Genomic DNA, 18,894 nt, shown 5'->3' with positions numbered 1-18,894 from the left:
GGTTTTGCGCCGCAGCGTCCCCGCTCCCCTGTCATGACTCAATTCCGCATCGCTCCCAGCATCCTGTCGGCCGACTTCGCACGGCTCGGCGAAGAAGTCCGCAACGTGGTCGCCGCCGGCGCCGACTGGATTCACTTCGACGTGATGGACAACCATTATGTGCCGAACCTCACTATCGGCCCGCTCGTCTGCGAGGCGATCCGCCCGCACGTGCAGGTGCCGATCGACGTGCATCTGATGGTGCGCCCGGTCGACCGGATCGTGCCCGATTTCGCGAAAGCCGGCGCGAACCTGATCAGCTTCCACCCGGAAGGTTCGGACCACATCGACCGTACGCTGTCGCTGATCCGCGATCACGGCTGCAAGGCCGGCCTCGTGTTCAACCCGGCGACGCCGCTGAACTATCTCGACCACGTGATGGACCGCCTCGACTTCGTGCTGCTGATGTCGGTGAACCCGGGTTTCGGCGGCCAGTCGTTCATTCCGGAAACGCTGAACAAGCTGCGCGAAGCACGCGCGCGCATCGACGCATACACCGAGCGCACCGGCCGCGAGATCCTGCTCGAGGTGGACGGCGGCGTGAAGGCCGACAACATCGCGGAAATCGCGGCAGCCGGCGCGGATACCTTCGTCGCGGGTTCGGCGATCTTCGGCAAGCCCGACTACCGCAAGGTGATCGACGAGATGCGCGCCGCGCTCGCCACCGTCGAGCGGAGCTGACGTCGTGGCCGATTCCTCGCAGACCCGTCAGGCACCGGCCGCAGCCGACGGCACGATCCGTTTCGCGACGCCGCGCATCGACGCGGCGCTGATCGACCTCGACGGCACGATGGTCGACACGGCCGACGATTTCACGGCCGGGCTGAACGGGATGCTCGCGCAGCTCGGCGCGCCGGCCACGTCGCGCGACGAGGTGATCGGCTACGTCGGCAAGGGCTCCGAGCACCTGATCCACAGCGTGCTGAAGCCGCGCTTCGCGCCCGACGAGGCGCACGCGCGCTTCGACGACGCGCTCGCGATCTACCAGACCGAATACGCGAAGATCAACGGCCGCCACACGCGCCTCTATCCGGACGTCGCAACCGGCCTCGACGCGCTGCGCGCGGCCGGCATCCGGCTCGCGTGCGTGACGAACAAGCCGCACCGCTTCGCCGTCGAGCTGCTCGAGCAATACGGGCTGATCGATCGCTTCGGCATCGTCCTCGGCGGCGACAGCGTCGCGCGCAAGAAGCCCGATCCGCTGCCGATGCTGACGGCCTGCGACGCGCTCGGCGTCGCGCCGGACGCGGCGGTCGCGATCGGCGACTCGGAAAACGACGCGCTGGCGGGCCGCGCGGCGGGGATGGCGACGCTCACGGTGCCGTACGGCTACAACCACGGCAAAGCTATACAAACGATAAATTCGGATGGTATAGTCGATTCGTTGCTGGTCGCGGCCCGCGCGATTACCGCGCACAACGCCGGCCGGCCAACCATCTGATTATTTCTTCCATCCGCATGTTTCTGAATAAAAAACGGAGTCTGAGCAGCATCGACCGGGGAGCCTGGCCCTGGCGTCGCTGGTCGCGCTAACCTCTTCGATGAGGTACGCTGAGGCACGTCTTCAGCGCCGTTTTTTATCTCGCTGCGCATCCGCGCGCCGATCGTCGCACCACCTCGAGTTCTACCGTGTCCGAACGCTTGCGTTCAGGAGCGGCCGCAGGCTCGCGACGTTCACGCCCGGAGTGCCGGCCGGCAACAGGCACTTCTCGATCGACCGCCCTTTCGCCGACGGCAGCCCGCGCAGCGTCAAGTGATCCCTGGCGCACTCCGCCGCTCGTCCCGAACAGGACCGGAACATGACCGAACTCGAATTCCAATCGCTGGCGAACGAAGGCTACAACCGCATCCCGCTGATCGCGGAAGCGCTCGCCGACCTCGAAACGCCGCTGTCCCTCTACCTGAAGCTGGCCCAGCCTGAACGCGCGGGCGCCAACTCCTTCCTGCTCGAGTCGGTGGTCGGCGGCGAACGCTTCGGCCGCTATTCGTTCATCGGCCTGCCCGCACGCACGCTGGTGCGCACCCGCAACGGCGTGTCCGAAGTGGTGCGCGACGGCCAGGTCGTCGAGACGCACAACGGTGACCCGTTCGAATTCATCGAGTCGTTCCAGGCGCGCTTCAAGGTCGCGCAGCGCCCGGGCCTGCCGCGCTTCTGCGGCGGCCTCGCCGGTTATTTCGGCTACGACGCGGTGCGCTACATCGAGAAGAAGCTCGCGAACACCGCGCCGCGCGACGATCTCGGCCTGCCCGACATCCAGCTGCTGCTCACCGAGGAAGTCGCGGTGATCGACAATCTCGCCGGCAAGCTCTACCTGATCATCTATGCGGACCCGGCCCAGCCAGAGGCCTATACGAAGGCAAAGCAACGCCTGCGCGAACTGAAGCAGCGCCTGCGCACGACCGTGCAGCCGCCCGTGACGTCGGCGAGCGTGCGCACCGAGACGTTCCGCGAGTTCAAGAAGGAAGACTATCTGGCCGCCGTGCGCCAGGCGAAGGAATACATCGCGGCCGGCGAACTGATGCAGATCCAGGTCGGCCAGCGGCTGACGAAGCCGTACCGCGACAATCCGCTGTCGCTGTATCGCGCGCTGCGTTCGCTGAATCCGTCGCCGTACATGTATTACTACAACTTCGGTGATTTCCACGTGGTCGGCGCATCGCCGGAAATCCTCGTGCGCCAGGAAAAGCGCGGCGATGACCAGATCGTCACGATCCGTCCGCTGGCCGGCACGCGTCCGCGCGGCAACACGCCCGAGCGCGACGCGGAACTCGCGACCGAACTGCTGAACGATCCGAAGGAAATCGCCGAGCACGTGATGCTGATCGACCTCGCGCGCAACGACGTCGGCCGCATCGCGGAGATCGGCTCGGTGCAGGTGACCGACAAGATGGTGATCGAGAAGTACTCGCACGTGCAGCACATCGTCAGCTCGGTCGAAGGCAAGCTGAAGCCCGGCATGACGAACTACGACGTGCTGCGCGCGACGTTCCCGGCCGGCACGCTGTCCGGCGCGCCGAAGGTGCGCGCGATGGAACTGATCGACGAGCTCGAGCCGATCAAGCGCGGGTTGTACGGCGGCGCCGTCGGCTACCTGTCGTTCTCGGGCGAGATGGATCTCGCGATCGCGATCCGCACGGGCCTGATCCACAACGGCAACCTGTACGTGCAAGCGGCGGCCGGCGTCGTCGCGGACTCGGTGCCCGAATCCGAATGGCAAGAGACCGAGAACAAGGCGCGCGCGGTGCTGCGTGCGGCCGAACAGGTCCAGGACGGCCTCGATAGCGACTTCTGACCGGAGACTGACCATGCTGCTCATGATCGACAACTACGACTCGTTCACCTACAACCTGGTCCAGTACTTCGGCGAACTGGGCGAGGACGTACGCACGTACCGCAACGACGAAATCACGCTCGACGAGATCGCGCGCCTGAACCCCGACGCCATCTGCCTGTCGCCCGGCCCGAGCAACCCGCAGCACGCGGGCATTACGCTGGACGTGCTGCGCGAATTCGCGGGCAAGAAACCGATCCTCGGCGTCTGCCTCGGGCATCAGGCGATCGGCGAAGCATTCGGCGGCCGCGTCGTGCGCGCGAAGACCATCATGCACGGCAAGGTGAGCCGGATCGAAACCGACTGCCGCGGCGTGTTCGCCGACCTGCCGAAGCATTTCGACGTCACCCGCTACCATTCGCTCGCGATCGAACGCGAATCGCTGCCCGACTGCCTCGAGGTGTCCGCGTGGACCGACGACGGCGAGATCATGGGCGTGCGTCACAAGACGCTGCCGATCGAAGGCGTGCAGTTCCACCCGGAATCGATCCTCTCCGAGCACGGCCACGCGCTGCTCGAGAATTTCCTGAAGCAGAATCGCGCGACGGCCCGGGCGGCCGCGCCGGCGGCCTGACGGGAGACGCACGATGACGATTACCCCGCAGGAAGCGCTGCAACGCACGATCGAACACCGCGAGATCTTCCACGACGAGATGCTGCACCTGATGCGGCTCATCATGCGCGGCGACATGTCTCCCGTGATGGCGGCCGCGATCATCACCGGGCTGCGCGTGAAGAAGGAGACGATCGGCGAGATCACCGCCGCCGCGACCGTGATGCGCGAATTTGCGAACCACGTCGAGGTGCAGGACAACTCGAACTTCGTCGACATCGTCGGCACGGGCGGCGACGGCTCGCACACGTTCAACATCTCGACCGCGTCGATGTTCATCACGGCCGCGGCCGGCGCGAAGGTCGCGAAGCACGGCAACCGCGGCGTGTCGAGCAAGTCCGGCAGCGCCGACGTGCTCGAGGCGCTCGGCGTGAACATCGATCTGCAGCCCGACCAGGTTGCCGCGTCGATCGCCGAAACCGGCATGGGCTTCATGTTCGCGCCGAACCATCATCCGGCGATGAAGAACATCGCGGCCGTGCGCCGCGAGCTCGGCGTGCGGACGATCTTCAACATCCTCGGCCCGCTGACCAATCCGGCCGGCGCGCCGAACCAGCTGATGGGCGTGTTCCATCCCGACCTCGTCGGCATCCAGGTGCGCGTGATGCAGCGCCTCGGCGCGCAGCACGTGCTCGTCGTATACGGCAAGGACGGGATGGACGAAGTGTCGCTCGGCGCCGCGACGCTCGTCGGCGAATTGCGCGACGGCGAGGTGCACGAATACGAGATCCATCCGGAGGACTTCGGCCTGCAGATGGTGTCGAACCGCACGCTGAAGGTGGAAAATGCCGAAGAATCGCGCACGATGCTGCTCGGCGCGCTGGACAACAAGCCGGGCGTCGCACGCGAGATCGTCACGCTGAACGCGGGCACCGCGCTCTATGCGGCGAACATCGCCGAATCGATCGCGGACGGCATCCAGCTCGCCCGCGAAGCGGTCGCGAGCGGCAAGGCGCGCGCGAAGGTCGACGAACTCGTGCGTTTCACGCAGCAGTTCAAGCGCTGACTCCCTTTACGAATCAAGCAGGAACCCACATGAGCGACATTCTCGACCGAATCATCGCCGTCAAGCGCGACGAAGTCGCGGCGGCCATGCGCAGCACGCCGCTCGAGGCACTGAAGCTGGACGCATCCGCGCGCGACCTGCGCGACTTCGTCGGCGCGCTGCGTGCGAAGCAGGCGGCCGGCAACGCGGCGGTGATCGCCGAAATCAAGAAGGCGAGCCCGTCGAAGGGCGTGCTGCGCGAGCATTTCGTGCCGGCCGACATCGCACGCTCGTATGCGGAGCACGGCGCCGCGTGCCTGTCGGTGCTGACCGACGAGCAATTCTTCCAGGGCAGTGTCCGCTATCTCGAGGAAGCGCGCGCGGCCTGCACGCTGCCGGTGCTGCGCAAGGACTTCATCGTTGATGCGTACCAGATTCTCGAAGCGCGCGCGATGGGCGCCGACGCGATCCTGCTGATCGCGGCCGCGCTCGACACGCCGCTGATGCAGGACCTCGAGGCGTATGCGCACTCGCTTGGCCTTGCGGTGCTGGTCGAAGTTCACGACCGCGACGAGATGGAACAGGCGCTGACGCTGAAGACACCGCTGCTCGGCATCAACAACCGCAACCTGCGCACGTTCGAGACGTCGATCCAGACCACGCTCGACATGCTCGACATGATTCCGCAGGACCGCATGGTCGTGACCGAGTCGGGCATCCTGTCGCGCACCGACGTCGACACGATGCGCGCGGCGAACGTGAACGCGTTCCTCGTCGGCGAGGCGTTCATGCGCGCCGAGCAGCCGGGCGAGGAACTCGCGCGGATGTTCTTCTGATGGCGATCGAAAAGGAAATCAAGCTCGCGCTGCCGGCCGGCCAGGCCGATACCGCGCGGCGCTTTTTCGAGACGCTGACCGGCGAAGCCGGCGATGCCATCGCGCTCGCGAACGTCTACTACGACACGCCCGATCTCGCGCTGGCCCGTTCGAAGAGCGCGGTGCGCGTGCGCCGCACGCCGCACGGCTGGCTGCAGACGTTCAAGACGGTCGGCAGCGCGGAAGCCGGCCTGCATCGCCGCCATGAATGGGAATTGCCCGTCGCCGGCGATGCGCTCGAAATCGATGCGCTCGTCTCCGCGTGCGACGTGCCGAACGCGGCCACCGCGCTGCGCGACGCGGCGCCGGCGCTGCACGCGCTGTTCCGGACGGATTTTTCGCGTACGCTGTGGCGCATCGCAATCGGCGGCGCAACCGTCGAGGCCGCAGTGGACATCGGCGAGATCGTCGTCCAGGCGGAAAACGATACGCGCCGCGAACCGATCAGCGAAATCGAACTCGAACTGATCGACGGCCCGGAAGCTGCGCTCGCGACACTCGCCGCCGAACTGCAGCAAGCGCTGCCGGGCCTCGCCCCCGAAAACATCAGCAAGGCGCAGCGCGGCTACCGGCTGCGCGCGCAATAAACCCGCATCACGCATGGCAACCCGCAAGACTCTCCGCACGCCGCAACAGGCGTCGCTGTTCGACGATCCCGTGCCGGAAACGGCGCAGGACGATGTTTCCGCCTCGGCGCCCGCACCGGCCGCGGCTGGGCGCAGGCCCGCAAAGAAGGCCGCAGCAGCCGCCCCGGCCTCCGCCGCGCCGCAGCCCGCTGCCGCCGCGCACGTCCCACACCTCGCCGCGCAGTTCGACGCGCTGCCGGCCGTCTGGCGCGACGTGCTGAAACCCTTCATCGACAGCGATGCGTATGCACCACTGTGCCGCTTCGTCGACGACGAACGCGCGGCCGGCAAGACGGTCTACCCGACCGACGTGTTTCGGGCGTTGCGCCTGACGAGCCCGGACGACGTGAAGATCGTGATCCTCGGCCAGGACCCGTACCACGGCGACGACCGCGGTACGCCGCAGGCGCATGGCCTGGCGTTCTCGGTGCCGCCGGCCGTGCGCACGCCGCCGTCGCTGCGCAACATCTTCAAGGAAATCGCCGCGAATTTCGGCCACGACACGCCGCGTCACGGCTGCCTCGATACCTGGGCGCGCCAGGGCGTGCTGCTGCTCAACACCGTGCTGACGGTCGAGCGCGGCGCGGCCGCGAGCCACGCGAGGCGCGGCTGGGAACAATGCACGGACACGCTGATCCGCGAACTCGCCAGCCGCCATCGCGGCCTCGTGTTCATGCTGTGGGGCGCGCATGCGCAGGCGAAGCGCGCGCTATTCGATGCGAGCGCGCACTGCGTGCTCGAGGCGCCGCATCCGTCGCCGCTGTCCGCACACCGCGGCTTCCTCGGTTGCCGCCACTTCGCGCTCGCGAACGACTATCTGGTCGAAGCGGGTCGCGAGCCGATCGACTGGCGCCTGCCGGAGGTGGCCGAAACGCTCGCGTAACCGTTCCGCGTTCAACTTCCCGCTTTCGTCTGCATCACGTGAAAACGCCGCGCCCCTTTCGGGACGCGGCGTTTTTTTCATCTGGCGACGCAGCGGGTGCAACGCACCCGCATCGGCCTTACGCGGCAGCGATCGCTTCGCGGGCGCCGGCGAGCGCGGCGCTCTGTGCATCCGGCCCGAGGTTCAGGCCTTCCGCGTGGATGAAGCTCACGTCGGTCAAGCCGATGAAGCCGAGGAACGTGCGCAGGAACGGCGTCTGGCTGTCGTTCGGCGTGCCGAGGTACTTGCCGCCGCGCGCCGTCACCACGTGAACCTTCTTGCCCTTGATCAGGCCTTCCGGACCGTTCTCGGTGTAGCGGAACGTGACGCCTGCACGGGCGATCCAGTCGAAATACGTCTTCAGTTGCGACGAGACACCGAAGTTGTACATCGGTGCCCCGATCACGATGATGTCGGCGGCCTGCAGTTCAGCGATCAGTGCATCGCTCTTCGCGACGATCGCATTCTGTTCCGCGTTGCGCTGGTCGGCCGGCGTGAAGAATGCGCCGAGCACCGATTCATCGAGGTGCGGCAGCGCGTCGGCCAGCAGGTCGCGAACCACGACCTTCGCGCCGGGGTTCGATTGTTGCAGCTTTGCCGTCAGTTCGTTGGCCAGCAGCGTGGATTGCGCACCTTGCGAGCGCGCCGCGGAATTGATTTGCAGAATGGTCGTCATGTCAGGCTCCGGTTTGGTTGCGCTTCGGTAGCGCGAGTGACGCCATTGTGCGTGGCCGCATGGTCGCGAAAAAGCGGGTTCAAGGCGACGGATTGTTGCAACAGCAGAACAATCGTTGATCGCGCCCCGAAACCCGCTCGTGCATGCTCAGCCCTTCAGCCAGGCTTCCCGGGCCTTGTGCGCGGCAGCCGGCTTTGCGGCGGCCGTGAGCCGGTAGCGCGCGACTTCCGGCCCGTCGAGCTTCAGTTTCGCGGTCCGCAGCTCGTCACGGCGGAATGCGTGCACCTCGACCTTGTCGCCCGGGCGGTAGCGCGCGAGCAGCGTGTCGAGGTTCGTGCCGGTGACGCGCAGCCCGTCGAGCGCGATCAGCGTGTCGCCGGCCGACAGCCCCGCGCGATGCGCGCCGCCGCCTTCGTATACCGCCGCCAGCGTGCAGTCCGCGCCGCCGCGCAGGCGCGCGCCGATCGTCGGCTTCGCGGCCGCGCCAGGCGCGACTTCGGGCGCGAGCATCACGCCGAACGGCGCGAGCAATTCGGCGAGCGGCAGATCGCGCGTGCCGTGCACGGCGTCGGAGAACAGCCTGCCGAGCGCGACGCCCGTCGCTTCCTCGATCAGCGTCTCGACCTCGTTTTCCTCGACGCCCGCCTGCTTGCCGCGATAGAACTCGCGTCCGTAGCGTTGCCACAGCAAGCGCATCACGTCGTCGAGCGACTTGCGATTGCGCGTCTGCGCGCGGATCGCGAGATCGAACGCGAGCGCGACGAGCGAACCCTTCGTGTAGTAGCTGACGATCGCATTGGTCGCGTTCTCGTCCTGGCGGTAGTACTTGATCCACGCGTCGAACGAGCTTTCCGCGACGCTCTGCTTCAGCCGCCCCGTGCCGCGCAGCACGCCGCCGATGGTACGCCCGAGCGCCGCGAAATATTCGTCCTGCGACATCAGCCCGCTGCGCACGAGCATCAGATCGTCGTAATACGAGGTGAAGCCCTCGAACAGCCACAACAGCGACGTGTAATTTTCGCGCGCGAGGTCATACGGCACGAACGCGGCGGGCTTGATGCGCTTCACGTTCCACGTATGGAAATACTCGTGGCTGCACAGGCCGAGGTACGTGCGATAGCCTTCCGTCGTGTCGGGCCGGCCCTTCACCGGCAGATCGGTGCGGTTGCAGATCAGCGCGGTCGACGCACGGTGCTCGAGGCCGCCGTAGCCGTCGCTGACCGCGAGCGTCATGAACACGTAGCGGTCCATCGGCGCCTTCTTCGACTTCGGCTCGAACAGCGCGATCTGCGCCTCGCACACGCGCTTCAGGTCGGCGCGCAGCCGCTCCATGTCGAGCTGCGTCACGCGCCCGGCGATCACGATGTCGTGCGGCACGCCGTGCGCGTCGAACGTCGCCAGCGCGAATTCGCCGATCGTCACCGGATGGTCGGTGAGTTCGTCGTAGTTCGATGCGCGGTACCCGCCGAACCCATAGCGCCGGGTGCCGCGTGCCTCGGGCAGCGACGTACCGACGCGCCACGTGCGGAATGCCGGGCCCGCCGGTTTCGCGATGTCGACCTCGCACGGCGCAGCCTCGTGGCCGGCGACGCTCAGGAACACGGCCGTGGCATTGAAGAAGCCGCCCGATTCGTCGAGATACGCGGAGCGGACCGACAGGTCCCACGCGTACACGTCGTAGCGCAGCGTCAGCGCGCCGTTCACCGGCGCGGCCTGCCACGTGTTCTTGTCGGTTTTCGCGATCCGCACCTTGCGGCCCGCGTCGTTGAACGCGGCGAGCGTCACGATGTTGCGCGCGAACTCGCGCACGAGGTAGCTGCCGGGAATCCACACCGGCAGCGAAAAGCGCTGGCCTTCGGGATCGGGATCGGCGACCGTCACCGACACTTCGAACAGGTGCGCGGCAAGATCTTTCGGGGCAATCGAATAACGGATCGGCTGGGTCATCGTGGGAATCGGACGAAAATCGGACGGAATACGGCAGCGGAAACGAAGAGAGGCGCCGGCTGATATCGCGGGCGCCCCTCGCTGGCCGGGCCATGCAGCCCGGGGTGTCGGTCAGTTTACTTGCTCGACGCGAGCGCCTGGTTCAGCTGGTCGGCCGACACCGCGCCCGGCAGGCGGCGGCCGTCGGGCAGGAAGATCGTCGGCGTGCCGGTGACGTTCATCCCGCGGCCGAGCGCGAGGTTCTTGTCGAGCGCGGTCGTATCGCAGGTGCCGGCGCCGGTCGGCACGCGATGGTCGAGCATCCAGCTCTGCCAGGTTTTCGCGCGGTCGGTCGCGCACCAGATCGCCTTCGACTTCGCGGTCGAATCGGGCGACAGTACCGGATACAGGAACGTGTAGACGGTCACGTTGTCGATCGACTGCAGCGTCGTCTCGAGGCGCTTGCAGTACGGGCAGTTCGGATCGGAGAACACAGCGATCTTGCGTGCGCCGTTGCCCTTGACGACCTTGATCGCGTTCGCGAGCGGCAGGCTCGCGAAATCGATCTTGTTGAGGTCGGAAAGGCGCGCGTCGGTCAGGTTCTTGTGCGTCTTGGTGTCGACGAGATCGCCGAGCAGCACGTAGTCGCCGGCTGCATCGCTATAGATGATCTGCGTACCGAGGTTCACTTCGTACAGGCCCGCGACCGGAGATTTCGACACGCTCTTGATCGGCGCGTCGTTGCCGAGACGCGCTTGCAGCGTGGCTTTCAGCTTGTCGGTGGTCTGGTCGGCCTGCGCGGTGCAGCCGAGCGTCGCCATCGTGACGGCCAGCGCCAGCGATGCGATGCGGATCGTTTTTTTCATCCTGTAGTTCCTTCAGCTCAATCGGAGTGCACGTCACAGTGTACGCCGTAACGGAACCCTGTCCGACAGGCCGAAGGCGCGAAGGTTCGATCAGCCGAGCGCGGCCGACACGAGCCAGCGCTTCACGAGCGGTTGCGCACCGACGAACGCCATGCCCGCGTTGCGCACCGCCTTCGCAAAGGAGCCAGGCACCGCGAACAGCCGCTGCAACCCGTCGGTCGCGACCATCAGCGCCCGGATGTCCTCGCGGCGCGAACGCTCGTAGCGGCGCAGCAGCACCGTATCGCCGAGGTTGCGGAAGCTCTCCTTGTTCGCGATCGCATCGGCGAGCGCGGCGACGTCGCGCAGCCCGAGGTTCATCCCTTGCCCCGCGAGCGGGTGGATCAGATGCGCGGCATCGCCGACGAGCGCGACACGCGGGGCGATCAGCTTGTCGACGGTCTGCAGCGCGAGCGGGAAGCCGGCCGCGGGCGTCACGCATTCGAGTGCCCCGACCTGACCGTGCGACACGCGCTCGACTTCGGCAGCGAGCTGCGCCGGATCGAGTGCGAGCAATTCGTCCGCGTGCGCGGTGTGCGCGGACCACACGAGCGATACGTGACCGTCCGGCAGCGGCAGCAACGCGATGATCTCGCCTTCGTGAAACCACTGGCAGGCCGTCTCGCGGTGCGGCAGCGATGCCTTGAAGTTCGCGACGACGCCGGTTTGCCGGTAGTCGCGCCGTTCGACCTTGGCCCCCATTTGCGAGCGCACCCACGAATGCGCCCCGTCGGCGCCGACGACGAGATCGGCTTCCAGCACCTGCCCCGACGACAGCGTGAGCACGGCCGCGTCGTCGTGCACGTCGAAGCCCTGCGCGCGCGCATCGAACCACGTGAGGTTCGGCTGGAACCGCAGCGCGGCATCGAGCGACGTCTCGATCAGCGACGATTCCGCGATCCATGCCAGTTGCGGCACGGAGGCCTGATACGCGGAGAAATGCAGTTCCGCGTGCGCATCGCCGTACACGCGCATGTCGTAGACCGGCGCGAGCCGGCCATGATCGAGCGCCTGCCAGACTCGCAGCCGCTCCAGCAAGGCCTGCGAGCTGGACGACAGCGCGTAGATGCGCGTGTCGAACGCGAGATCGGCCGGGCGCGGCGTGGCCGGCTGGGCGAGCAAGGCGGTCTTGTAGCCGGACTGGGTCAGCGCGAGCGCGGCCGTCTTGCCGACGAGCCCGCCGCCGACCACGGCGACGTCGAAGGTGTGGTGGGCAGTCATGGCGGGCATTATAGCCGCGGGGCCAATCCCTTACGCGGCCGGACTTTGCGGGAAATCAGCATAATCGCGGGCCGGCCCGGCAGCGCGACGGCCCGCCGCATCGGGCATTCGGGGGAAGGCCGGAAACCGGGGCGTCGGCACGGTACAATAGCGCCTTTGAACGTCGGCCCGCCGCGCCCCACGCGCCGGCCGTCCCTATTTTCCCGCGCCGCCGTGCCCTGTCCGGCCGCGCCGCCTTACCCGTCCGAAGGATTCCATGAGTCTCAAATGCGGCATCGTCGGCTTGCCCAACGTCGGCAAGTCCACCCTGTTCAATGCACTGACCAAGGCCGGCATCGCCGCCGAGAACTACCCGTTCTGCACGATCGAACCGAACGTCGGCATCGTCGAGGTGCCGGACGCGCGCCTGAAGGCGCTCGCCGAGATCATCAACCCGGAGCGCATCGTGCCGGCCGTCGTCGAATTCGTCGACATCGCAGGCCTCGTCGCGGGCGCGAGCAAGGGTGAAGGCCTCGGCAACCAGTTCCTCGCGAACATCCGCGAAACCGATGCGATCACGCACGTCGTGCGCTGCTTCGAGGACGACAACGTCATCCACGTCGCGGGCAAGGTCAGCCCGATCGACGACATCGAAGTGATCAACACCGAACTCGCGCTCGCCGACCTCGGCACCGTCGAGAAGGCGCTCACCCGCTACTCGAAGGCCGCGAAGTCGGGCAACGACAAGGAAGCTGTGAAGCTCGCTGCGGTGCTCGAAAAGGTTCGCGCGCATCTCGACCAGGGCAAGGCCGTGCGCGGCCTGGATCTGTCGGACGACGAGCAGGCGCTGCTCAAGCCGTTCTGCCTGATCACGGCGAAGCCGGCGATGTACGTCGCGAACGTGAAGGACGACGGCTTCGAGAACAACCCTCATCTCGACGCAGTGCGCAAGTACGCGGAAAGCGAGAACTCGCCGGTCGTCGCGGTGTGCGCAGCGATCGAAGCGGAAATCGCCGATCTCGACGAGGCAGACAAGGAAGCGTTCCTCGCCGACATGGGCATGGAGGAGCCGGGCCTCGACCGCGTGATCCGCGCGGGCTTCAAGCTGCTCGGCCTGCAGACCTACTTCACCGCGGGCGTGAAGGAAGTGCGCGCGTGGACGATCCATATTGGCGACACGGCACCGCAAGCGGCCGGCGTGATCCACACCGATTTCGAGCGCGGCTTCATTCGCGCGCAGACGATCGCATTCGACGATTTCGTCGCGTACAAGGGCGAACAGGGTGCGAAGGAAGCCGGCAAGATGCGCGCGGAAGGGAAGGAATACGTCGTGCACGACGGCGATGTGATGAACTTCCTGTTCAACGTCTGATACGCGCAATGCCGATGCCGCGCGATACGCTCGGCATCGCCTGATGCGCATCCGGCACGAAAAGCAAATGGGCCGATTGGCAAATGCCAATCGGCCCATTTTTCATCCGCGGGCTTGCCCGTCGGCCAAAGACGAGCACCCCTGCCCGCCTTCGGATCGTCACGTCATCACGTCGCCGACACCCGCCGCCCAGCACCTGCTCGCGCATCACGACCGCGCTTGTTCAACCACGAAGCAAACAACACGAGCAGCGCGAGCACGGCCGTCGCCCCCACTTCCATCCGGTGTTCCTCGCTGACGAACATCACGGTCAGCGTGCCGCAGATGAACAGGATCACCGCCCACGTGAGCCACGGGAACAGCCACATCCGCAGCGTCAGGTCGGCGCCGCTCGATTCCAGCGTCTTGCGCATCCGCAGCTGCGAAATCGCGATCACGAGATACACGAGCAGCGCGATCGCGCCCGACGTCGCCAGCAGGAAGCCGAATACCTGCTCCGGCATCAGGTAGTTCGCGATCACGGTCAGGAAACCGAATGCGGTCGATGCGAGCACGGCCGCACGCGGCGTGCCGGTCGAATCGGTGCTATGCAGGAACGCGGGCGCGTCCTTGCGCTTGGACAGCGAGAACAGCATCCGCGATGCGGTGTAGAGCGCGGAATTCAGGCAGCTCGCGACGGACACGAGCACGATCACGTCGATGATCGCCTTCGCATTCGGAACGCCGATCAGCTCCATCGCGCGCTGATACGAGCCGTGCTTCGGCAGCAGCGGATCGTTCCACGGCACGATGGCCGCGACGACGAGGATCGAGCCGAGATAGAACAGCGTGATACGCCAGATGACGGAGTTCGTCGCACGCACGATCTGGCGTTGCGGGTTGTCCGACTCGGCGGCCGCGATCGTCACGATCTCGGTGCCGAGAAACGAGAACATCGTCGTCAGCATCGCCGCGAGCACCGCGCCGGCGCCGTTCGGCATGAAGCCCTGGTGCGCGAAGAGGTTCGACACGCCCGATACGGCCGGCGCGGGCACGATACCGACGATCGCCGCGCCGCCGATGCACAGGAACACGACGATCGCGATGACCTTGATCAGCGCGAACCAGAATTCGAATTCGCCGTAGTTCTTGACCGAGAAGAGGTTGGTGATCGTCAGCAGCAACGTGATGCCGAGCGCGAAAATCCAGGTCGCGACGCCGGGGAACCATGCATTGAGAATGGTCGCGGCGGCCGTCGCCTCGATCGGGATCACGAGCACCCAGAACCACCAGTACAGCCAGCCGATGGTGAAACCGGCCCAGTGACCGATCGCGCGATCGGCATAGGTCGAGAACGAACCGCTGTCCGGATGCGCGACGGCCATCTCGCCGAGCATGCGCATCACCAGCACGACCAGGACGCCCGCGATCGCATACGCGAGGATCGAAGCCGGGCCGGCTTCCGCGATCGCGTGGCCGGAGCCGACGAACAAGCCGGCGCCGATGACGCCGGCAATCGACATCATCGTCACGTGACGCTGCTTCAGACCCGTGCCGAGGCCTGTCTTGCTTCCACTCATGTGTCTCTCTCCAAAAAACGGTTCCGATATGACCGGGTGTCGCATGAAGGCGGCGCGGGATTTGTCGTTGTTGAATCCGGCAGCGCGCCGCGCATGCGCGGCATGCGGGCAGGGAGCCGGATCGAGCCTGTTCCGGTCGGTGCGCGCCGCAGTCTGCGAAGCTGCGGGTGCGATGCGGCACACGGGGCGCCGGCGCATCGCGTGCGCCCTTTCCGTCGGCTGTTGGTCAGCCGCCTTCGAAGCGAAGGAGTGTAAGCATCAAACGGTTCTTGACTAAGAACCAATTGAAGAATTTCGATGGAACCACTTGTTGCATCGATGCGAACCGATGCAACGCTTGGTCCGGTTCGGCTATCCGCTCATGAGCCGCCGGATCGGGAAACGCGCGGTGAGACATGCCCGCCCGACATCGCAACGGACGCATTCCGTCAAGGTGGTTTGTGTGCCGCGCAGGTGCTGCGCCGGATGCTCAGGTCGCGCCGCCCGGCCCTGCGTCCCGCCATTTGGCCGGCACGATCGCGCGCCATTCTCGCAGAAGCAGGTTTTTCACGGCGTCAGGATGCGCGGCCGACAAGCGCACCAGCACGATCGGCCAGCCCGCATAGTGATCGGTCACGTAATACACGTCGGGCTCCGATTCGATCAGCCACGCGCGCTCGTCGGGGCCGACGCCCCGCACGACGAGCGTGTCGCCGTCCTCGCGCAGACGCGCGAGCATCTTGCCCTTCACCCGGAGTGCGGGCGTGCCGTACGACTTGCCTTCCTCGACACCCCGCCATGCCAGCACGACCTGCCGAACTTCGTCGAATGTCACGATGCGCCTCCGCCCGTTGGTGATCGACGTCCCGGACACCGTAGCGGAAATCGGGGATGGCGCCTAGCCGAGCGGCGTCTGGCCGCGCGCCCGGCGACGCGCGTCTAGCGACCCGCCGCGCACGCCGCCACCGGCGCGCGCCCCGTGGCGGCAACGATCGCAAACGCGATCGCATTCGCGGCCGCGCTGGCCAGGATCGGCACGAGATAGCCGCCGCCCGCGTCGTAGATGAAACCGGCGGCGGCAGGCCCGATCAGCGTGCCGAACGCGACGCTCGTGTACAGCATGCCGATGATCGCGCTCACGTTGCGGCCGCCGAAGTAGTCCATCACGACGGCCGGCAGCACGGCGACCCAGCCGCCGTAGAACACGCCGAACACGAGTGCGAACGCGGCCAGCGTCGCGACGCTTCCGGCACCGGCCCACGCCGAGAGCGCGGCCGCCATGCCTGCGAACATCGCGAGCAGCGACGCGCGGCGGCCGAAGCGGTCGGCGACGCCGCCGAGGAAGAAGCGCCCTGCCGTGCTGCCGACGCCGATCGCGCCGAGCAGCAGCACGGCCGTCGACTGCGCGACGCCGTGATCGAGCGCGTACGGCACGAGATGCACGAACGGCACGAACACACCGAACGAGCAGACGAGGCATGCCGCATACAGGCTCGCGAACGGTCGCGACGTGACGGCTTCGCGCACGGTCGCGCCGGCGGACACCGATGAAGTGGCACCAGGCTGCCCGTCGCGCGATCGCGCACGCGCCGCATCGCCGTCGGGCAGCAATCCGCGCCCGCGGGGATCGTTCTCGATCAGCAGCGACATGCCCGCGCCCACCACTACCGCGATCGCCGCGAGGGTGACGTACGCGCCGCGCCAGCCGACGTGCGCGATCAGCGCGGATGCGAGCGGCGGCATCACGAGCGTGCCGACGCCGATCCCCGCGACCGCGAGCCCCGACGCGAATCCGCGCCGCCGCACGAACCAGCGTTGCACGGCGCCGACGGCCGGCACGTACGCGCAGCCGACGCCGAGGCCGACACCGAGCCCGTACGCGACATAGACCTGCAGCAGCGTATGCGCGGCACCGGCCGCCGCGAGACCCGCTGCCGTCAGCAACATGCCGGCGACGGCGAGCCGCCGCGAGCCGAAGCGATCGGCAAGCGGGCCGCTGACGATGCCGAAGCCGAAATACAGGAAGCCGGCCAGCGAGAACACGAGCGAGATCTGCCCGCGCGATGCCGCGAAATCACGCTGCAGCGATTCGACGAACGCGCTGAACGTGTACGCACTGCCGAAGCCGACGAACGTGACGGCGAATGCGGCCGCCACCACATACCAGCCGTAGAAGACGCGCGATGCGCGCAGGCTGCTCATGACGATCCTCCTTTCAGGTTCCGCCGGACGCCGCACGGCATCCGGATTGCCTCATGGATATAGTTGAACTATGTTGATCGCATCGACAGCGCAAAACCCGCTCACCACGGATACGATCGAATGCAACAACGGTACTCGTGCATGCTCGTCGCCTCAAACGATATTTCATCGGTCTTTCGCTTTAGAAAAACTCAATGATCCGTTCACGCCTTCCACCGCTCAACGCGTTGCGTGCGTTCGAGGCGGCCGCCCGCCACTTGTCGGTGAAATCGGCGGCCGAGGAGTTGTCGGTCACGCCGGGGGCGGTGAGCCAGATGATCCGCACGCTCGAGACGCATCTCGGCATACAGCTGTTCGAGCGCGTGAATCGCGGCATCCTGCTGACCGCCGCGGGCCGCGACTACCTGCCGCCCGTGCGCAACGCGTTCCGGCAGATCGCCGACGCGTCGCAGCGTGTGTCGGGGGCCGCCGACAGCGGCGTGCTGACGGTGAGCGTCACACCGTTTTTTGCGTCCGCGTGGCTCGTGCCGCGCCTCGCGCAGTTCCGCGACGCGTGCCCGGACGTCGACCTGCAGATCGTCACGAGCCACGCGCTCGCCGATTTCTCGCGCGACGGCGTCGACGTCGCGATCCGCCACGGTCTCGGCCGCTACATCGGGCTATGCAGCGAACGGTTGCTCACCGTGGAGATCGTCGCGCTGGCGGCCCCGGCACTCGTCGCGCGGCTGGGCCTTCCGGCCACACCCGCCGACCTGGCCGGATGGCCGCATCTGCACGACGCCGAGCGCAAGGGCTGGCACATCTGGTTCGACGCCCAGCGAATCGCTGATTTCGGTCCGCCGCGCGGCCCCGCGTTCGACGATTCCGGCCTGTTGCTGCAGGCGATCCTCGCCGGCCAGGGCGCCGGCCTGCTGCCGGCGGCGATGGTGCGCGACGAGCTCACGAGCGGCCGGCTCGTGCAGCTTGCCGACGTCGCCTGGCTCGACGATTTCGCGTACTACCTCGTCTATCCGCCGCATCATGCGGAACGCGCGAAAGTCGCCGCGTTCCGCCGATGGATTCTCGAGGCCGCACAGGCCGACGGCGCGGCATCGATGACCGGCGCGGCGTAGCGTCGCTGCACCTCAGGGCTGCGGCAACGATCTTCGGCCGATCGGCTAACATGCGGCCCGCACCCGACAACGACATCCGGAGAGCGACCATGCCTGCCCTGCTCCGCCGCATGACGCGCATCGCGACCCTGTCGGCCGCGCTGTTCGTCGCGTGTGCCGCCCTGCCGCCTGCGGCGCACGCGTATCGCGCGTCGCCCGGCTACGCTAACGAAGCCGACCTCGACCGGCACGACACGTACCGCAATCGCGACGGCGAAACCGTCCACGCGCCGGCCCACTCGAAATCGGGCCGCGTGCCCGAGGGCGCGAGCGCGCGCTGCCGCGACGGCACGTACAGTTTCAGCCGCCATCGGCGCGGCACCTGCTCGGGGCACGGCGGCGTCGCCGCGTGGCTGTGAACGCGGGTCGGCCGGATGGCCTGCGCGGTGCCAGCGGCAGCCGGCGGCGAAGTACAATACGCGCTCGCGCCGCCAACCCGCGGCGACGCCGCCGCGCCACGCGCGACACGCTCCGTACCGAATTTCCCGACGCCACGCACGCCCGCGAGCTGCGCGGCCGTCTCAACCCTTTC

Annotated in this window: 18 protein-coding genes; 11 read left to right on the top strand and 7 right to left on the bottom strand. The window is 67.0% G+C overall.

The features are described from left to right. Positions 1-33: 33 nt before the first annotated feature. The 8 genes from rpe to ACT2FV_RS19290 all read left to right on the top strand — a co-directional run bounded on the left by rpe (position 34) and on the right by ACT2FV_RS19290 (position 7,353). Positions 34-720 (top strand): ribulose-phosphate 3-epimerase, encoded by a 687-nt coding sequence (gene rpe / locus ACT2FV_RS19325; RefSeq protein ID WP_006482066.1) that lies wholly within the window; start codon positions 34-36, stop codon positions 718-720. A gap of 4 nt (positions 721-724) precedes the next feature. Continuing rightward, entirely contained in the window at positions 725-1,480 is a 756-nt protein-coding gene (locus tag ACT2FV_RS19320) for a phosphoglycolate phosphatase (RefSeq protein ID WP_059608059.1), read from the top strand. A gap of 358 nt (positions 1,481-1,838) precedes the next feature. Next, a complete protein-coding gene (trpE, locus tag ACT2FV_RS19315) occupies positions 1,839-3,332 on the top strand; it encodes an anthranilate synthase component I (RefSeq protein WP_124629065.1) in 1,494 nt (497 codons plus the stop codon). Between the two features lie 13 nt (positions 3,333-3,345). Further along, the gene (locus ACT2FV_RS19310) at positions 3,346-3,945 is read left to right on the top strand and encodes an aminodeoxychorismate/anthranilate synthase component II (protein ID WP_059608057.1); all 600 of its coding nucleotides are present in this window, start codon (positions 3,346-3,348) and stop codon (positions 3,943-3,945) included. 13 nt (positions 3,946-3,958) lie between these two features. Continuing rightward, on the top strand, positions 3,959-4,990 hold the full coding sequence (gene trpD / locus ACT2FV_RS19305) for an anthranilate phosphoribosyltransferase (protein ID WP_226118164.1): 1,032 nt from the start codon (positions 3,959-3,961) through the stop codon (positions 4,988-4,990). Between the two features lie 29 nt (positions 4,991-5,019). Further along, positions 5,020-5,805, top strand: a complete 786-nt coding sequence (trpC, locus tag ACT2FV_RS19300; protein WP_444504615.1) for an indole-3-glycerol phosphate synthase TrpC — start codon at positions 5,020-5,022, stop codon at positions 5,803-5,805. Further along, complete coding sequence (locus ACT2FV_RS19295; RefSeq protein WP_444504614.1) at positions 5,805-6,431, top strand: CYTH domain-containing protein; 627 nt, start codon at positions 5,805-5,807, stop codon at positions 6,429-6,431. Before trpC ends, ACT2FV_RS19295 begins: the two co-directional genes overlap by 1 nt. A 13-nt stretch (positions 6,432-6,444) precedes the next feature. Then, complete coding sequence (locus tag ACT2FV_RS19290; RefSeq protein WP_174913543.1) at positions 6,445-7,353, top strand: uracil-DNA glycosylase; 909 nt, start codon at positions 6,445-6,447, stop codon at positions 7,351-7,353. 118 nt (positions 7,354-7,471) lie between these two features. On the opposite strand, the gene ACT2FV_RS19285 is transcribed toward ACT2FV_RS19290, so the two are convergent. The 4 genes from ACT2FV_RS19285 to ACT2FV_RS19270 all read right to left on the bottom strand — a co-directional run bounded on the left by ACT2FV_RS19285 (position 7,472) and on the right by ACT2FV_RS19270 (position 12,129). Further along, positions 7,472-8,068, bottom strand: coding sequence for an FMN-dependent NADH-azoreductase (locus tag ACT2FV_RS19285; RefSeq protein WP_059608052.1), 597 nt, complete (start codon positions 8,066-8,068; stop codon positions 7,472-7,474). A 147-nt stretch (positions 8,069-8,215) separates the two neighbouring features. After that, positions 8,216-10,015, bottom strand: coding sequence for a M61 family metallopeptidase (locus ACT2FV_RS19280; RefSeq protein WP_444504613.1), 1,800 nt, complete (start codon positions 10,013-10,015; stop codon positions 8,216-8,218). Positions 10,016-10,131: 116 nt separating this feature from the next. Next, positions 10,132-10,860 (bottom strand): DsbC family protein, encoded by a 729-nt coding sequence (locus ACT2FV_RS19275; RefSeq protein ID WP_059608050.1) that lies wholly within the window; start codon positions 10,858-10,860, stop codon positions 10,132-10,134. A gap of 90 nt (positions 10,861-10,950) precedes the next feature. Continuing rightward, positions 10,951-12,129: a UbiH/UbiF family hydroxylase gene (locus ACT2FV_RS19270; RefSeq protein WP_059608049.1), complete on the bottom strand. Its 1,179-nt coding sequence runs from the start codon at positions 12,127-12,129 to the stop codon at positions 10,951-10,953. Between the two features lie 247 nt (positions 12,130-12,376). On the opposite strand from ACT2FV_RS19270, the gene ychF reads away from it, so the two are divergent. Continuing rightward, positions 12,377-13,471, top strand: coding sequence for a redox-regulated ATPase YchF (gene ychF / locus ACT2FV_RS19265; RefSeq protein WP_444504612.1), 1,095 nt, complete (start codon positions 12,377-12,379; stop codon positions 13,469-13,471). Between the two features lie 167 nt (positions 13,472-13,638). Here the strand turns inward: ychF and gabP are convergent, their stop codons facing one another. The 3 genes from gabP to ACT2FV_RS19250 form a co-directional block, all read right to left on the bottom strand. Beyond that, positions 13,639-15,030 carry a GABA permease gene (gene gabP / locus ACT2FV_RS19260; RefSeq protein WP_175816746.1) on the bottom strand — a complete coding sequence of 464 codons (1,392 nt, stop codon included), beginning with the start codon at positions 15,028-15,030 and terminating at the stop codon, positions 13,639-13,641. 469 nt (positions 15,031-15,499) lie between these two features. Then, positions 15,500-15,844 (bottom strand): MmcQ/YjbR family DNA-binding protein, encoded by a 345-nt coding sequence (locus tag ACT2FV_RS19255; RefSeq protein ID WP_059600634.1) that lies wholly within the window; start codon positions 15,842-15,844, stop codon positions 15,500-15,502. A gap of 104 nt (positions 15,845-15,948) precedes the next feature. Continuing rightward, the gene (locus ACT2FV_RS19250) at positions 15,949-17,211 is read right to left on the bottom strand and encodes an MFS transporter (RefSeq protein ID WP_444504611.1); all 1,263 of its coding nucleotides are present in this window, start codon (positions 17,209-17,211) and stop codon (positions 15,949-15,951) included. Positions 17,212-17,405: 194 nt separating this feature from the next. On the opposite strand from ACT2FV_RS19250, the gene gcvA reads away from it, so the two are divergent. Both gcvA and ACT2FV_RS19240 read left to right on the top strand, forming a co-directional pair. After that, positions 17,406-18,323, top strand: coding sequence for a transcriptional regulator GcvA (gene gcvA / locus ACT2FV_RS19245; protein WP_444504610.1), 918 nt, complete (start codon positions 17,406-17,408; stop codon positions 18,321-18,323). Positions 18,324-18,412: 89 nt separating this feature from the next. Continuing rightward, positions 18,413-18,721, top strand: coding sequence for a DUF3761 domain-containing protein (locus ACT2FV_RS19240; RefSeq protein WP_059682198.1), 309 nt, complete (start codon positions 18,413-18,415; stop codon positions 18,719-18,721). The last annotated feature ends 173 nt before the right edge of the window (positions 18,722-18,894 follow it).

Source organism: Burkholderia sp. PR2, from assembly GCF_052372875.1.
Taxonomy (GTDB): domain Bacteria; phylum Pseudomonadota; class Gammaproteobacteria; order Burkholderiales; family Burkholderiaceae; genus Burkholderia; species Burkholderia diffusa.
Note: the sequence above shows the minus strand (reverse complement) of the source record. Positions and strands in the feature narration are given on the sequence as shown.

Coding starts and splice junctions, on each gene's coding strand:
- rpe (WP_006482066.1), top strand. CDS start 34: ATGACTCAATTCCGCATCGCTCCCAGCATCCTGTCGGCCGACTTCGCA.
- trpE (WP_124629065.1), top strand. CDS start 1,839: ATGACCGAACTCGAATTCCAATCGCTGGCGAACGAAGGCTACAACCGC.
- ACT2FV_RS19310 (WP_059608057.1), top strand. CDS start 3,346: ATGCTGCTCATGATCGACAACTACGACTCGTTCACCTACAACCTGGTC.
- trpD (WP_226118164.1), top strand. CDS start 3,959: ATGACGATTACCCCGCAGGAAGCGCTGCAACGCACGATCGAACACCGC.
- trpC (WP_444504615.1), top strand. CDS start 5,020: ATGAGCGACATTCTCGACCGAATCATCGCCGTCAAGCGCGACGAAGTC.
- ACT2FV_RS19295 (WP_444504614.1), top strand. CDS start 5,805: ATGGCGATCGAAAAGGAAATCAAGCTCGCGCTGCCGGCCGGCCAGGCC.
- ACT2FV_RS19290 (WP_174913543.1), top strand. CDS start 6,445: ATGGCAACCCGCAAGACTCTCCGCACGCCGCAACAGGCGTCGCTGTTC.
- ACT2FV_RS19285 (WP_059608052.1), bottom strand. CDS start 8,068: ATGACGACCATTCTGCAAATCAATTCCGCGGCGCGCTCGCAAGGTGCG.
- ACT2FV_RS19280 (WP_444504613.1), bottom strand. CDS start 10,015: ATGACCCAGCCGATCCGTTATTCGATTGCCCCGAAAGATCTTGCCGCG.
- ACT2FV_RS19275 (WP_059608050.1), bottom strand. CDS start 10,860: ATGAAAAAAACGATCCGCATCGCATCGCTGGCGCTGGCCGTCACGATG.
- ACT2FV_RS19270 (WP_059608049.1), bottom strand. CDS start 12,129: ATGCCCGCCATGACTGCCCACCACACCTTCGACGTCGCCGTGGTCGGC.
- ychF (WP_444504612.1), top strand. CDS start 12,377: ATGAGTCTCAAATGCGGCATCGTCGGCTTGCCCAACGTCGGCAAGTCC.
- gabP (WP_175816746.1), bottom strand. CDS start 15,030: ATGAGTGGAAGCAAGACAGGCCTCGGCACGGGTCTGAAGCAGCGTCAC.
- ACT2FV_RS19250 (WP_444504611.1), bottom strand. CDS start 17,211: ATGAGCAGCCTGCGCGCATCGCGCGTCTTCTACGGCTGGTATGTGGTG.
- gcvA (WP_444504610.1), top strand. CDS start 17,406: ATGATCCGTTCACGCCTTCCACCGCTCAACGCGTTGCGTGCGTTCGAG.
- ACT2FV_RS19240 (WP_059682198.1), top strand. CDS start 18,413: ATGCCTGCCCTGCTCCGCCGCATGACGCGCATCGCGACCCTGTCGGCC.